Genomic DNA, 15,256 nt, shown 5'->3' with positions numbered 1-15,256 from the left:
TCAATAAAAATTGATTAAATAGAGAACGATGACATAAAGAACAAGGGGAATGACATAGATCAGGACAAGCGCTTTACGACGAAACGACTTGCGATACCGCTCCATCCCGTCCTCAATAAAGGCATCCCGATCGCCCTCTTTGATCTCTTCGTCGAACTCCTCTTCCAAATCCTCACGGCGCAAAGACGCCGCAAACCAACGCGAAATCAGATAGATAACCGTCAGCCCGACGAATGCAAAAAAGAACTGCCGCGCAAGGGTGAAAATCATGAACGCCTCCTCACGGCACCCCACGGGCCGACTCGGTCGATAATGTCTTCAACTATAGTTTCTGGTTCGGCCATCGAGTTCTCCCCCCAAACAGCGCCTCGCGTGCCCCGACTTTATCCACCTGATACTCAGACACAAGAAAATCCGCGACATAGGTTTTCTTGCTATCGGCCCATGTGCTGTAGCGTTGGTAAAACTGTTCTTTGTGGCAAATAAAGAGCTGACGGATGTCTTTTGGCGATAATTCCGCGAGCAACATATTGACCAGATCAAAATTTGGACCCGACCGCGCCCGCAAAGTATAGAAATAGGCCGCGTCGTTGGAATTTAGGCGCGGCCACGGCCCATCGCCCTCGGACCAGCGCAATAGCTTGGCCAATTCGATGTATTCCTGCGGTAGGTTCTCGGCATATTTTCGCGTCAGATTGCGGATTTCGCGCCGATCCGCCTTCGCCAAATCCGCACCCATTTCCGCGGCGACATCTATGGCAATGAAATCCATTTTCTGCCGTAAAATCGAGGGTACATCGACGGATTTTCCCTCCCAAATGGGCTCGACCAAATCATTCAACGAAAGAAACTGCGCAATTTTTGTGCGTTGCTTGATGCCGAAAACAAACTCCATTGGGAGGCCTGCAACTGCCTCGCGCCCATTGCTCGCGATTGCTGCGGGATGCTCCACATCGCGGAAAACATACAACCCGCCGAAATGCTTGGTCCAAAAATCATCTTGCTGAAATTTTGTAGCTTTAAGGGTAACAGGATTGCGTGTCACATCGCCGGTTTTCTTTGCTAACTCAATCATTTCTGCGATGAGGACATCATCCCACCACGCATCAGGGCGCGTTTTGAAATCGGTAATCTTTTCGGACAAAACCTCTGCATTCGCAACGTGGGACTGGGTTGTATCCGCCCGCACAACGATTGTGCGAATGTCCAAAAGATGCGCGGGATCACTCACCGAAAACACCGAGTTTTCCAATTCTCCGCCAACCGCATCACGGGCCGTAAGGGCGAACAGTTCTGCCTCATTCTGCTCGATGAACTGTCGTAAAATTCGACGGCTGGATGAGAACTGCGCATTCAACAGCGGCGCTCGTTTTTGTTCCGTCGTGAGTAGAATGAATTGACGGTTACAGCCCCCCTGATTGAGGTACAAATGATCGCCAAACTCATCGCCGATTTCGGGCGAGTATCCCGACAGATCAATGTGAAAATCCGTCAGCGCTGTTTCTTTACCTATAAGCAATTTCAACGCCGTATTATAACGCGCCACAAGGACGGTCGACCTCACAGGAACGAGATTTCCAAACATCAAACCGCGTTGGATCAGGCGTATCATACGTGCCCCCCCAGATACCGCCGCTTCGCTTCTTCCATGCGTTCCATATCGCGAACAGCGTTTTCGATCGCGACTTCGTCGGATTTATCGGCATATCGGAATTCGGAATCCGCGTAACGGTTCACCTCTTGGATCACGATTTCGACGTTAATAGGTTTGCGCATATCTTCGATCATTGCGCGCTTCTCGTCGTAGGGTTTGAACAAAAATAACTCTGGATTTTCCATCCATTCATCGGGCAATTCAAAGTCCATCGCACGCACTTTGACAGCGTCCGTGATGTTCTTGATGGCCCGCCCCGTAAAGCGTGGGTCCGCTTCCTGAATGGCCTTTAAATAGGTTCCGATCTTGGCAATCGTGTCGAGGTTTCCGAGGTCAGAATGCACCCGATCATAAACGTTGAGCAGGCCCAATTCGTGCGGTTTTGAATGCCCATCAAAGCTTGCGGCAACGGCCTTTTTGATTTCCTGCGCCGAGAATAAATTGTGCTGCCCCAAGGGGATATCGTGGTTCTTACCCATAAGAAGGCTCAAAATATCAATATAATCATCACGGGTTTGCGGTCCATCCACAAGGAAGCGCGCACCCGCACGTTGCCGCAACGCGTCATCGACATTCTCGGGGTAATTGCTGAACATCCCAAAGGTACAATTCCCGCGCACGACGGTATTTGCGCCCGCGAAACTCTCCATCAATACTGCGGTAATTTCGAGTTGCCCCGCACTGGATTGTCGATCACCTCGCTTGCCTGCAAGTTGGTCGATATCATCAATAGTGCCAAAGCCAATGACGTTTGGATCGAGAATATTGTTGATAAACGCCTTGGCATTTTGTCCCGACTTGCCCTGATAACTATCGATATTATCCGTGCTCAGGTTTTGAAACCGGAAGGTATAGCCCGCAACATTGCAATACTCACTGATCAGGCCCGCCATCATCTGGATAAGCGTCGTTTTTCCGGTTCCGGGCGCGCCATCGCCCATGAACGTAAAGATGAACCCACCAAGCTCGGCAAAGGGATTAAGCTTGCGGTCAAAATCATAGGCCATCAACATTTTGGCCAGTTTCATGGATTGATATTTGGCGATGTGGTTCCCGACAACCTCGTTCGGTTTCTTGAACGACATGGTGAGTTTGGTGCTTTTCCCACGGCCAGCAGGTGTAAAACCCGCGATCGTCAAATCATCGGCTTCAACTTGATAGGTCGCACTCGAAAAGGACCCCACAGTCGTAACATTTTGCGCACGCAGGGTAACTTTTTCCATCAATTGTTCGCAATACGCCAAGATCGTCGCGGCAAGCCGCGCGTCCTCCGTGGCGAAGGCCCCGATATCCTGATCCAATTCCCAAAGCGCGCCGTGCAAGGCGATTTGGCCGTTGTCCGTCAAAACCTCCTCAACCTCGCCGACCTCCACCGTGGTTTCCCCCACGAAGGCTGCCAATAGGTAGGCGCAGGAATTCGCGAAAACATGGAGAGAAATAAGGGCTTCCGCCGTAAGTAACTCTGTGAATTCTGTCCGGCGCGCCTCCTGAAGGGCTCCCGCCAAATTATCGCGTTTCAATGCGGCAAGATGGGTTGTTTCGCCAAATTGTTCCGACACTGCGAGCGAAATCGCAAGCGCGCGCCGCATGGCATGCATCGCGCTGGCCTGAAGCGGCGACGTCAACGGATCGGCCTCATCTGCCCCCTCTATGCGGGCAACAAGCTGGACCCCCTCTGGGCGGGCAGTGCTGCGCGTCACAAGGCCCGGCGTTGTGCTGCGAAACCGCCGCCGTGTTCCGAGGCCGGCCGATTTTTCAGCGCCCAACGTGTCCTTGCCTTTGCCAATGCGTGGGGTGTGGTCAAAGCCCACCAAGAGCGCCGATGCCGCATCATAATGTTTGCGAATATCTTCTTCGCGCAGTTCCATTTGATCGCTCGACAGGCTCATATCGACATCCTATTTTCTAATGTAACGGGCATTTTAATTATAGCTGATGACACGCCCACTGGGCGCGACGACGAATTTCTGCACATTTGCAAAGCCTGGAATCTTTAAATCATCCAAAACTTGATAGGGCTTTTGGGGTAAAATGAGAGACCTCTGTGTCCGAGTCGCGCCTGAATCCACGCCCTGTGCGCCAAAGGGATCAAGGGCAAAAACTTCGCGCTCGACTTTACCAAACCAGCCGGATTTTTCCTCAACAACACGTTCACTTTCAAGGGTTTCAACTGTCCAAGCCAGCGCCCAATCCTCCCCCTGCGGGGAATGCGCATCCTCAAGAACCTGCCGAATAGGTCCGTTTTGGAGCGTGAAAGCGCTGCTATACATCGGGCCAACATACAGCCGCCGCAGACGTTTTGGGTGAAGGTCATCGAAATCAAGGTCGAACCCTTTTGCGATGGTCACCAATTTCAGGCCCGCCACGCTTTGGGACATCAACTTGGCTTGGGCTTGTGGCCAACGACGGGTGTCCTTGGGAAGCGCGGTTGCGCCCGTATCTTCGACATCCATCAAGTAAATAACGGGCAGGTTACTTTCGCTGTCGTAAACCGCCCAATGCACCAAAAAACTGCGCCGATTGTCGACGGTTCCTGCCCACAGAAGCTCTGGATCATTGCGATTCCAAAACATTTCGTTTGCCCGCAGAGCCTCGTAATATTTACGCTGTGACATAGCGAATTGCAACTTGGTCGGAATCTCAAGATCGCCAACAATCGTGCGCACCATATCGTCTTTTAGGGCCTCGATACTTGGCATATTGCGCAAATGGCGTTCGGCTTGCTGCGCATCCGCGGCCATGTTCAGGATTTCATGGAAAACGGGAAAGCCGCTCTCGGTGCTGTCGATAGAAAGACTACCGAAAAACGTTCCAGTGTCGCGCCCAGTCAACAAATACTTGTTGGCCAGCGCGCGAAACGTACGCCCTAAACGCTGCACATAATCGAGCACAACTTTGCGGTCCCGTTTGGACAGACGTTGCTGATCTTTCATCATGTCGGCCACGGTTTCAAGATGGCCGGTGATCGTTTCAAACTTGGCAAAATAGCGGCGCGCAGCAAAGGTGTCGGTTAGGCCGACGTGGTCATTCATTAAGTCTTCTTTGATCGTCATTTTTGACCGTTCCAAACTGCCACTGCGCCACAAGATTACGTCCCTTTGGTGGCCCGATCAGCCGCCATAGAGGTTTTTATCGTGTTTCTCGACGATGGCTTCAAACCGGCGCGCAAAGCGCTCATCTGCTTTGGCCTTTTGCTCCAAAACCTTGCGGGCGAAAACCATGTGATCTTCGTGCGCTTCCATCATGTCCGCCATTTTCGCATTCGTGGCCGTGCCAATCGCCGCCATCGCGGTCTGCGCTTCCTTGTCGGTTTGCACACCAATCTCATTAATACGGTGCGCCACGTCTTGTTGCTGTGCCGTTTTCAGGGATTTTGTCAAAGCATCATACAAAACAACACGTTGCTTGGTGTCCGTCTGCAATTTATTGATCAAAACCATCTGGGTCGCTTCTTGATTTTGCAACGAGTCGATCCAGGTTTTGCCCTTTTCGATATAGCGCTCGAGTGTCTGGGAATTGGCCAGTTTTACCTGTTCCAGTTGCACTTTCTGGTTGAACGTCGTGTTCAACTTCGCGAGTTCTGTTTCAAGCTTTGTGCGTGCAGCGGCGTCTTGTTCAACGGAAATCTTGCCTTCTAGTGTAATAATTTTCGGGTCCATCGCAAGGATGTCCACTCGGAGCGTTTCAAGCTCCCCAACCACGGCTTCACGCTCGTCTAAAGTCTCAGTCAGGTTGGTTGAAACCTTCTCGCGTTGGGTAACAAGCTCGGCGAGTTGGCCTTCGAGCAATGTCACAATAACATCCGACTTGGCGATCAAATCTTGCAATTTATCGTCAACACTGGCCTCGCGCATCCGCTCTTGGCGCATGCTTTCGGACTTGCCGCGCGAAAAGATACCAATCAGTTTTTCGATACCCGATTTATTGCGTAACTCTTCGAAATCTTTCGAGAATCCAGCAGTAACATCGTCAAGTCCCATAATGAGTTCGGCGATATTTTCATTCATCAACTGCGTATGCGCATGAACATCGTCAAGCGTGGCATTCTCGATATCAATCGTAACATCGGCGCCCGTTTTCATCTTGGCACGAGCAGACTCAATCCGCCCTGTAAGGTCAGCCATTTTTTGCTGTGTCTCGGCCGCTTGCTTTTGGGACTCGATGATTTGGGCTTCAAAATCTGCCATAGGGTTCCTCGTTATTTTGAATAGTGATATAATATTTGGGGATTTATATCGCGTTCAACAGGTATAGGACATTGAAATTTTTGTAAGAACATTTTGGGGGTTCGGGCGGTTAAATCAGACAAGGGCTTTCATCAACGGGCTCTCTGGATCTTTGAGGCCATCGATCACATTAAAATGGTGCTGTCCGGGTTCAATATGTAAACTTGCCCCCTCCCATGCTTGTGCGAGCCAACGGGCTTGATCCAAGAAAGCGGGACGTTCAGCGCCACCGACCCAAACGGTCACGGGAATGTCGATGTGCTTCTTCAGCAGGAGCGGGCTTTCGGCCTCGGCCTCGGCCAAATCCAAGCGCAAATCCGCGTTCATTTTGGTCTCCATCAAGGGACGCAAATCAGAGAGCGGCGAGATGGGCACAACGGTTTTGATGCGCGCGGCGATTTCGGGGGCAAGCCCATCCTCACACAGCATCCGCGCCACCAGATGCCCGCCAGCGGAATGCCCCGCCAATACAATCGGGCCACGAACACGCTTGGCGGCTTCTTCGATCGCTTTTCGGATGCTCTGCGTGATTTCGGAAATCCGCGCTTCGGGGGCCAGCGGGTAGCTTGGAATTGCTACGGCCCAATCCCGCGCCGTAGCCCCTTCTGCAAAATGGGACCAGCGAAATTTATCAAACTGATACCAATAGCCACCATGCACAAAAACCATCAACCCCTCGGGACGACCAGACGGCAGAAACAGATCGAATTTCTCGCGCTCATGGGCGCCGTAAGAGAGGTTGACCTGAAGCCGCCCCGCCGCATTTTCCATCTCGCGCCATTCACGGGCGCTATCTTCCCATTGCTCCAAAAAATCTGACGCATTAGGAATGTATTTCGCGTTTGCGTAGGCGTCGTCCATGTCCATTCTCTGGCCTTCCAAATCGAGTTCTCTGCACCTTACGGTGAACAGGTTTCAATGCAACCCGTGCTGCCTTTCCGTAAGCGTCAAACGTCTGAGGAACGCCATAAATACCGCGCGGCGGTGGCGATCAAACCCGACATTCCCGCAGCAATTGCAATCCAGCCTAAGAACCAAAACTGACCCGCCAAGGCGTTTTCGACATAAGATTCCGCGAATTTCATCTTGCCCATATATGCGGAAATCGCCCCAAAAACGAGCACCGTATCAAACAAGAATAGGGGGATCACCATACGAATATGGCTGCCAAAAACCGCGAAGACAGACGCCCCCAAAATACCGATAACGCCGCCAATGAACAGCACTTTTCCAGACCAGTAGGGATGGGCACCGAAGGCCTCGGGCAAGTGAAGCCAATCCGAAATCACCAAAAGCAGCACCGCCGCACAGGCTCCTATCACATTTAGTCGCATGAATTCTCTCCTTATTTTCATACAGCTTAGCGCATCACGCCCGCCCCGAATAATTTATTTCAAACCTTCCCAAGGATTGACCTTTGGCGCGCGTCCTATTCATTGTGATGCTAATGGAAACAAATGACGAAACTTTGGCACTGGCTGCCGCAAATGGAGACGGCACAGCCTTTGGTGTGCTGTTGCAGCGGCATTACGACCGTCTTTTCGGACTGTGTTTTCGCCTCTTGGGAAGTCGTGCCGAAGCCGAGGATTTGACGCAAGACATCTGCACCGCCCTCCCCGCAAAACTCGCGCGATTTCGGGGCGAGGCGAAATTCACGACATGGCTCTATCGTGTCGCGATCAATGCCGCCCACGATCGTCGCCGACGCCACGCAACCCACGCCAAGGCCTCCGACGGCTGGGGCGGTTGGGAAATTGGCCGCCAAGCGGATAACGACGAAATGCGCGAGAAACAAGACTGGCTGGCCGCCGCGATCACGGCCTTGCCGGATGAGTTGCGCGACACCGTTTCCTTGATCCTTGGACAGGAATTGACCCATGCCCAAACGGGCGAAATCCTCGGCGTTTCCGAGGGCACAATTGCATGGCGCATGTCAGAAGTGAAAAAACATCTGCGCGCCTACCACCAGAAGGAGGGCTATCCATGAACGATGATCTCGACGCCCTAAAGGCCATGATGGCCGACGTTCCCGCTCCTGATGACGCAAAAAAACGGGCCGATATCGCGCTGGCGGAAAAAAACTTTAAAAACTTCCAAGGTTCGGTGGTTGAGCCCCGTCCTACTTCTGAAAGCACGCCACTTCGGGCGGGCTGGATTTCAGGAGTAAAAAATATGTTCACTGCAATGACGTCCCGCACAGGGCTTGCGATTACAACTTCAATTGCCGCCGTTGGTGTCGGTGTGATTTTCGTAGAGTTGCAAAACACGCCACTTGCCCCACAAGCCACCACGCCTGAAGGCGCAAAATCTTTGCCTGAAGAAAGCATGCTCGCTCAAGATGAGGTTGATGACATGATGGTCGCTCCCGCAGACGAATTGGCGGGCCGCTCCATCGTACAAATGACGAGCCCTGCGCCTGCAACCTCCCTCTCGCGCCTCAGCAAGGAAGCGGTGAGTATCGAACCGCAGTTCTACTTCCCCGACGACATGTCCGAGTCCGAAACCTTTTCCAACGCGGCACCAAATCCGCTAAAAACCACCAATGAAGATCCCGTTTCGACCTTCTCGATCGACGTAGACACGGCTTCCTACGCGATCCTGCGCTCCTCCATCACCAACGGGTATTTGCCCGATCCAGACTCTGTGCGCATTGAGGAAATGATCAACTACTTCCCCTATGCCTATAAGGCGCCACAGGGCGACCAGCCGTTTTTGCCAAGCGTGACAGTTATGGACACGCCATGGAACGCGGGTACGCAACTGGTTCATATCAGCATTCAAGGGGCACTCCCCGCGACGGATACCCGCCCACCGCTGAATTTGGTGTTCCTGATCGACACGTCTGGCTCCATGCAAGACCAAAACAAACTGCCCCTTCTGAAACAAAGCTTCCGCTTAATGCTCAGCGAATTGCGCCCCGAAGATCAGGTCGCGATTGTGGCCTATGCGGGCTCCGCAGGACAGGTTTTGGAACCCACTGCGGCCAGCGAACGCAGCACCATCCTAGCTGCGCTTGATCGCCTCGAAGCGGGCGGTGGCACGGCGGGGCAAGAAGGGCTGCAGCAAGCCTATACGATTGCGAAATCCATGCAGTCAGAGGGCGAAGTTACCCGTGTATTGCTCGCGACGGACGGTGATTTCAATGTTGGCATTCACGATCCAGCGGCGCTCAAATCCTATATTGAAACAAAACGCGACGAAGGCACCTATCTTTCGGTTCTTGGATTTGGCCGTGGCAACCTCGACGATGCAACCATGCAAACTCTGGCCCAAAATGGCAACGGACAGGCCGCCTATATCGACACGCTGGCCGAGGCCCAAAAGGTACTTGTCGATCAATTGACCGGCGCTCTTTTCCCCATCGCCAATGACGTGAAAATTCAGGTTGAATTCAACCCGTCACAGGTCGCTGAGTATCGGCTGATTGGCTATGAAACCCGCGTACTCAACCGTGAGGATTTCAACAACGACAAAGTTGACGCAGGCGAAATCGGCGCGGGGCATACCGTGACTGCGTTATATGAAATCACGCCTGTTGGCTCTAGTGCCATTAAAAACGATGAGTTGCGTTATGGTTCAAAAGAGAGCGTACCGACGCCGAGTGACGAACTTGGCTTCCTCAAAATTCGCTACAAGACCCCAGGCGAAACACAAAGTGAACTCATCACCACTCCAATTAATGCAGGGATGGGCGAGACCTCAGAAGATACGCAATTTGCAGCATCAATGGCGGGCTTTGGTCAGCTATTGCGGGATGATACCTATCTGGGGGACTGGGGTTGGGACGAGGCGATTTCCCTCGCACAAGGCGCAAAAGGCGTGGACGCTTTTGGCTATCGCGCTGAGGCCGTCACCTTGATGCGTCTGGCAAAATCCATGGCGAACGGCAACTAATTCCCACAAAAAGACGGCGCGCAAATTCTGCGCGCCGTTCCATTCGTTTAGCGTCGATTAATTGACGGGTTTGGCTTCAATCTTTTTATTGTCGGCCAAATCACCGCTGGAAATCTCGATGCGCCGTGGCTTAAGCGCCTCCGGAACTTCCCGCTTCAAATCAATCGAAAGCATACCGTTTTCATGGGTGGCGCCCGTTACATGCACGTGGTCCGCCAGCTGGAACCGGCGTTCAAAGGCACGGGTCGCAATTCCGCGATGGAGATAGCTTGTTGTGGTGTCGTCGCTTTCTTTTTTCGCCGCGACAATCAACTCGCTTTCACGCAGTTCGACCGAAAGTTCGCTGTCAGAAAAACCAGCAACGGCGATAGATATACGCCATCCTTCTGCAGAGGTTTTTTCAATATTATAAGGGGGATAGCTTGGGCGCGCCTGGTCGGTCGAGCGGACACGATCCATAAGATCGGCAATCTGATCAAAGCCAACAGTGGCACGGTATAGGGGGGCTAAATCAAAGTTTCGCATGGTCATTCTCCTGATGAGCAACAACGTTAAAAAGGAGCCTTCCCGAGGGGACAGGCACGAACCAAGACCCAACATTGGCGCCTCGGTACACTTAATTTGGGAACGTTTTTGGGGCTTTCAAGAGGGGCGTCGGAAAAACCTAAGGGCGTAAAAACTTCGCGCCAGAGCGAACAATACCCGTATGACTGTTGCCGTTTAGGAACTTGGGCGAGCCTTTTTCAAAAACCGTCGGCTCTGCAGCCATTTCCGCCAACAAAACCGCCAACGGTTCCGCAAGGGACGTTCCAAGCGCAACCTGCCGCCCACCCGCTTCGGCCTTTGCGGAAATTACCGACACAATTTCTGGATACCCGTTTCGAATGGAAAAAATCGGTGCGCCAGACGAGCCGAAGTCGATATCACAAGACAAAACCAAAGTGCCCTTTTGCCGCGCCAAAACCTTGCACTCTTCTTGCAGACTCGCGCTGGCTTCCCGATCATGCGCATAAGAAACCACGCCCACAGTTGCCCCTTTGCGAGGAGAAGCGCCCGTTTCATAGGGGATGATCGACGTGCTGTTGATGGGTTGGGAGAGGCGCAGAAGTGCGACGTCATTCTCTACTTTTTGCGACACATTTTCGGTGTCAAAAATATAGTCGGGATGCGTAACGGCATGCGCAACCCAGCGATAGGCAGACGCGCGACCATTGCGCCATCCAGCCAAAAATTCGATACCTTCTGGATCAACACGCTCTTTGGTCGTTTTGTCAAAAAGGCAATGCGCCGCCGTCAGGACCAAATCGGGCGCAATCAGGGCGCCCGTGCACATGGTTTTGCGGTCGATATTGAGGCGACCAACCGCCTCCCATCCGCGACTATCGTTGCCAGTTGAAAGCTTGCGCAACGTATCCGCCTGCGCGTGACCAAGGCCAACCAAAACCACAATTATTGCCAACAGTCCGCGCATATTCCCTCCGTCGCTTCCTCGGTAGTATTTCCGAGATAAGGCAGCAATATGGCCGAACTCAGTTCATTGCAGGCGGTTTTGGCCCCCCTGTCGCCCAGTCCAAAAGTTCAACCGTGTGAACAATCGGCGCGCCAGCGGCCCGTCCAATCTGCATCATACACCCGATATTGCCCGCGGCAATAACGTCCGGTTTTTTCGCTGCGAGCGTTGCAACTTTACGCTCCTTCAGTTTTGCGCTGATCTCAGGTTGCATCAAGTTATACGTCCCTGCGGATCCACAGCAGAGGTGCGCATCGGCAGGCTCTACAACCTCAAAACCAACTTGCTTCAAAAGCGTTTTGGGATGGGCTTTTATTTGCTGCCCATGCTGCAAGGAACAGGCGGAATGATAGGCAACCCGCAGGCCTTGATCCTCACCTTTTGGCATGTCGAGTTGCATCAAAACTTCGCTCACATCCATCGCCAAATCAGCCACTTTCGCAGCATCCGCAGCCAAGGGATCATTGCGAAACATATGTCCGTAGTCCTTTACGGTGGTTCCGCAGCCAGATGTGTTGATGACAATCGCGTCCAACCCGTCAGCGCGGAACTCATCCATCCAAACTTTGATGTTTTGCGCCGCACTTGCATGGCTTTTCTTTTCTTGCCCCATATGGTGGGTCAAGGCTCCACAACAGCCCATTCCCTTGGCGATCACGACGTCACACCCCAAGCGCCGCAAAAGGCGGATGGTCGCGTCGTTGATATCCGTATTTAGCGCCTTCTGCGCACAGCCCGTCATCAAAGCCACCCGTTTTTTGCGCGGCCCAATCGCTGGAAACACTTGCGCGTCATCATTGCGACTCACAGGTGGGATCGTTTTGGGTGCCATTTCGAGCATCGCCTTAAGGCGTGCATCAGGCATCAGAAAGGCAAAGGGTCGTCCGATTTTTGCGCCCAAAAGGGCAAGCCGAAAACGTTTTGGATAGGGTAAAATCTGCGCCAGCATCCAGCGCAAACTGCGGTCCACAAACGGGCGTTTGTAAGTTTTTTCAATATATGCACGCGCTTGATCGACCAAATGCATGTAGTGGACGCCCGAGGGACACGTGGTCATACAGGCCAAACACGACAGGCATCTGTCAACGTGTTTCACGGTTTTCTCGTCAGCAGGTCGCCCGCTTTCGAGCATATCTTTGATGAGGTAAATGCGCCCGCGCGGACTGTCGAGTTCGTCGCCCAAAACTTGGTAGGTTGGGCAAGTCGCCGTGCAAAATCCGCAGTGGACACAGGCCCGTAGAATCTCGTTGGCGCGTTCGATGGCGGGGTCTTTTAGCTGTTCCGGAGTGAAATTCGTTTGCATTTTCTATCCCATCAAACCCGGATTTAGGATCCCACGCGGATCAAATTTCTCACGAAGCCCCGCAGATAACCTCTCAATCAAAGGATGCTCGGGGGCGAAGGTTGGGGCGTCGGCGGCGGTGGTTTTCCCCGCGCGAATACGCGTTGCGTGCCCATCAAAAGATCCCAGATCGAGGCGAAGATCGTGCCCCTCGGTCGTAAGCGCCCAGATCAATCCGCCCGCCCAATCGAACAAGATTCTACCGCCCGCGGCTTGCGCCAACCTTGTGGCATCGCTCGGAACACAGGAAATTTTCCAAACGTCACCCGCTTCATTGTGAAAGGGCGCGGCCTCGCTAATTCCTTGCCAGACAGCGGTCGTTTGTACAGGATCCGTTTGAACTGTGACGTCTGGGCACGCTTTGAACATCTCGACCAAAGCTTGCGCACGGTAAGCAACCGACGCGTGAAATCCTTCGACCCGTAGCGTTGTCGCAGCCTCGCCCTCCATACCCAAAGGCATGTGGGCCGCACCGGAGACCTCATAGGGTGATCCCATCGCGCGGGACATCACCGAAACCGCTTCGGAATTGGTTAGACCTTTGATCAAAACCGTCGCGACTGCTTCGACTTGTGGCAAAACTTTGAGGGAAACTTCGCTCAGGATTCCCAATGTCCCATAACTGCCCGCCATCAATTTAACCAAATCATAGCCCGTCACATTTTTCATAACGCGGCCCCCATTCTTAATAACATCGCCACGCCCATCGACAAACCGAACCCCCAAAAGGTGATCGCGACAGGCCCCCACCTGCACCCGCCGTGGGCCAGACACATTTGCGGCAACCACTCCGCCGATGGTCGACACACCTTGCGTTCCCAGCAGGCCACGATGATCCATCGGTTCAAAGGCCAGCCTTTGATTTTCGGCGGCGAGTGCATTTTCGATTTCCAAAAGGGGCGTGCCGGATTTCGCGACCAAAGTGAGTGCGCCTGGATCATAGAGCGTAATGCCAGAAAGTGCAGATGTACTCACCATGTCCTCGGCTCGAGTGGAGCCAGTTTTGCGGGTATCTCCACCAGTGACACGCACCGCGCGTTGCGTATCCCGCACAAATTCGGCAAGCTCTTTTTCGGAACGCGGGCAATCGATTTGAGGTTTAGTCATTGGGGATCAATTCCTTAGCAGCGCGCCGCGTTTTCGTTGTTGAAAGGGGAAACACTTTTGCCGCATTCAACAGCCACATTGGATCAAACACATCTTTGACTCGCAACTGTGCTTCCAAATCCGCTTCTGTGTATTGGTCCAACATCAAATCCCGCTTCTCTACGCCGACCCCGTGCTCGCCCGTCAAACATCCCCCAACTTCCACACAAAGCCGCAGAATATCCGCCCCCAAAGCCTCACATTTCTCCAAATCACCGGTCTTGTTTGCGTCAAACAGGATCAGCGGATGCATGTTGCCATCGCCCGCGTGAAAAACATTCGCAACTTCAAGGCCGTATCCAGCCGAGAGTTCACGGATGCGCTTCAGAACGAGCGGCAATTCGGAAACTGGAATCGTTCCGTCCAAACACATATAGTCGTTGATTTGCCCCATCGCGCCGAAAGCCGACTTACGGCCCAGCCAAATCGCAGCACTTTCTTCGGCGGATTTACTTTCGCGGAATTCGACGGGATTGTGACGCATGGCAATCGCTTTGATCAGGTCAAGCTGGTGCGCGATTTCGGCATCGCTTCCCTCAACCTCGACAATCAAAAGCGCTTCGCAATCGGGGTAGCCCGCATGGGCAAAGGCTTCGCAAGCGCGGATACAAGGACGGTCCATAAACTCAATTGCGACGGGCAAAACCCCCGCCTTGATGATATCGCTGACACAAGCTCCCGCGACCTCGTTACTGTCGTAACCGATCAACACGGGGCGCGCGCCTTCGGGTTTGGGAAGAATGCGCAGAGTGGCTTCCGTGACAACTCCAAGCTGCCCTTCACTACCACAAATCACGCCCAATAAATCAAGCCCTGCGGCCCCCATATGGGCCCCGCCAATATCGACAATTTCGCCCTCCATCGTCACCATACGTACGCCAAGCAGGTTGTTCGTTGTGACCCCGTATTTCAGGCAATGCGCGCCGCCAGAATTCATCGCTATATTGCCCGCGATAGCGCAGGCAAGCTGGCTACTTGGATCGGGCGCATAAAAGAAATCGTTTTCCTCAACCGCGCCGGATACGCTTAAATTGGTACGGCCCGTTTGCACGCGGATAAAGCGATTGTCGTAGTCGGTTTCGAGTACTTCGTTCATGCGGGCCACGCCCAAAACAACGCAATCGGCGGTCGGAAGCGCACCTCCGGCAAGCGACGTCCCTGCTCCGCGCGGCACTACGGGAACGTTCTCTTGCGCGCATATCCTCAAAACGGCGGCGACTTCTTCTGTTGTCGTTGGCAAAACCACACACATTGGCGGACAACGGTAGGCCGTAAGCGCATCACACTCATAGGCGCGGGTTTCGATTTCATCGTGAATTACCGTGCCTGTGTGAAGAACGGCCTGCAGGAGCGAAACGATCTGCGATTTGCGATCTAGTACCTTCGCATCGGGGGTTGGCATTTCCATAATTTCACCTTGCAGTTTTGAATTGGTAAGAAATTATAACCAATTTTTTGATCTAGCAACCCCCAATCGCGCGCGC

At 53.1% G+C, this 15,256-nt stretch carries 13 protein-coding genes and 1 pseudogene; 2 read left to right on the top strand and 12 right to left on the bottom strand.

Going from position 1 to position 15,256, the window contains the following annotated elements; genetic code table 11:
• The 7 genes and pseudogenes from RC74_RS09035 to RC74_RS09005 all read right to left on the bottom strand — a co-directional run bounded on the left by RC74_RS09035 (nt 1) and on the right by RC74_RS09005 (nt 7,214).
• Nucleotides 1-270, bottom strand: coding sequence for a hypothetical protein (locus RC74_RS09035; protein WP_052274794.1), 270 nt, complete (start codon nt 268-270; stop codon nt 1-3).
• Nucleotides 267-1,612 (bottom strand): annotated as a pseudogene (locus RC74_RS09030) (DUF6638 family protein). Before RC74_RS09030 ends, RC74_RS09035 begins: the two are co-directional and overlap by 4 nt.
• Nucleotides 1,609-3,543: an ATP-binding protein gene (locus tag RC74_RS09025; RefSeq protein WP_039001968.1), complete on the bottom strand. Its 1,935-nt coding sequence runs from the start codon at nt 3,541-3,543 to the stop codon at nt 1,609-1,611. The pseudogene RC74_RS09030 and the gene RC74_RS09025 overlap by 4 nt, the downstream one beginning before the upstream one ends.
• 33 nt (nt 3,544-3,576) lie before the next feature.
• Nucleotides 3,577-4,707 (bottom strand): hypothetical protein, encoded by a 1,131-nt coding sequence (locus RC74_RS09020; RefSeq protein WP_179946763.1) that lies wholly within the window; start codon nt 4,705-4,707, stop codon nt 3,577-3,579.
• 57 nt (nt 4,708-4,764) lie between these two features.
• Nucleotides 4,765-5,841: a hypothetical protein gene (locus RC74_RS09015; protein WP_039001966.1), complete on the bottom strand. Its 1,077-nt coding sequence runs from the start codon at nt 5,839-5,841 to the stop codon at nt 4,765-4,767.
• A gap of 114 nt (nt 5,842-5,955) precedes the next feature.
• Entirely contained in the window at nt 5,956-6,747 is a 792-nt protein-coding gene (locus RC74_RS09010; RefSeq protein ID WP_039001964.1) for an alpha/beta hydrolase, read from the bottom strand.
• A gap of 80 nt (nt 6,748-6,827) precedes the next feature.
• Nucleotides 6,828-7,214 carry a hypothetical protein gene (locus RC74_RS09005; protein WP_052274793.1) on the bottom strand — a complete coding sequence of 129 codons (387 nt, stop codon included), beginning with the start codon at nt 7,212-7,214 and terminating at the stop codon, nt 6,828-6,830.
• A 113-nt stretch (nt 7,215-7,327) separates the two neighbouring features.
• On the opposite strand from RC74_RS09005, the gene RC74_RS09000 reads away from it, so the two are divergent.
• Both RC74_RS09000 and RC74_RS08995 read left to right on the top strand, forming a co-directional pair.
• On the top strand, nt 7,328-7,867 hold the full coding sequence (locus RC74_RS09000) for an RNA polymerase sigma factor (RefSeq protein ID WP_039002022.1): 540 nt from the start codon (nt 7,328-7,330) through the stop codon (nt 7,865-7,867).
• Nucleotides 7,868-7,893: 26 nt separating this feature from the next.
• Nucleotides 7,894-9,774 carry a vWA domain-containing protein gene (locus tag RC74_RS08995; RefSeq protein ID WP_417935188.1) on the top strand — a complete coding sequence of 627 codons (1,881 nt, stop codon included), beginning with the start codon at nt 7,894-7,896 and terminating at the stop codon, nt 9,772-9,774.
• A 57-nt stretch (nt 9,775-9,831) separates the two neighbouring features.
• On the opposite strand, the gene RC74_RS08990 is transcribed toward RC74_RS08995, so the two are convergent.
• The 5 genes from RC74_RS08990 to RC74_RS08970 form a co-directional block, all read right to left on the bottom strand.
• The gene (locus RC74_RS08990; protein ID WP_039001961.1) at nt 9,832-10,299 is read right to left on the bottom strand and encodes an Hsp20 family protein; all 468 of its coding nucleotides are present in this window, start codon (nt 10,297-10,299) and stop codon (nt 9,832-9,834) included.
• 139 nt (nt 10,300-10,438) lie between these two features.
• Nucleotides 10,439-11,245, bottom strand: a complete 807-nt coding sequence (locus RC74_RS08985) for a trypsin-like serine peptidase (RefSeq protein ID WP_052274792.1) — start codon at nt 11,243-11,245, stop codon at nt 10,439-10,441.
• A 58-nt stretch (nt 11,246-11,303) separates the two neighbouring features.
• Nucleotides 11,304-12,587, bottom strand: a complete 1,284-nt coding sequence (glcF, locus tag RC74_RS08980) for a glycolate oxidase subunit GlcF (protein ID WP_039001960.1) — start codon at nt 12,585-12,587, stop codon at nt 11,304-11,306.
• A 3-nt stretch (nt 12,588-12,590) separates the two neighbouring features.
• A complete protein-coding gene (locus tag RC74_RS08975) occupies nt 12,591-13,733 on the bottom strand; it encodes an FAD-binding protein (RefSeq protein WP_039001959.1) in 1,143 nt (380 codons plus the stop codon).
• On the bottom strand, nt 13,726-15,180 hold the full coding sequence (locus tag RC74_RS08970) for an FAD-linked oxidase C-terminal domain-containing protein (RefSeq protein ID WP_039001958.1): 1,455 nt from the start codon (nt 15,178-15,180) through the stop codon (nt 13,726-13,728). Before RC74_RS08970 ends, RC74_RS08975 begins: the two co-directional genes overlap by 8 nt.
• Nucleotides 15,181-15,256 lie beyond the last annotated feature (76 nt).

It is taken from the genome of Falsihalocynthiibacter arcticus (assembly GCF_000812665.2).
GTDB classification, from domain to species: domain Bacteria; phylum Pseudomonadota; class Alphaproteobacteria; order Rhodobacterales; family Rhodobacteraceae; genus Falsihalocynthiibacter; species Falsihalocynthiibacter arcticus.
Note: the sequence above shows the minus strand (reverse complement) of the source record. Positions and strands in the feature narration are given on the sequence as shown.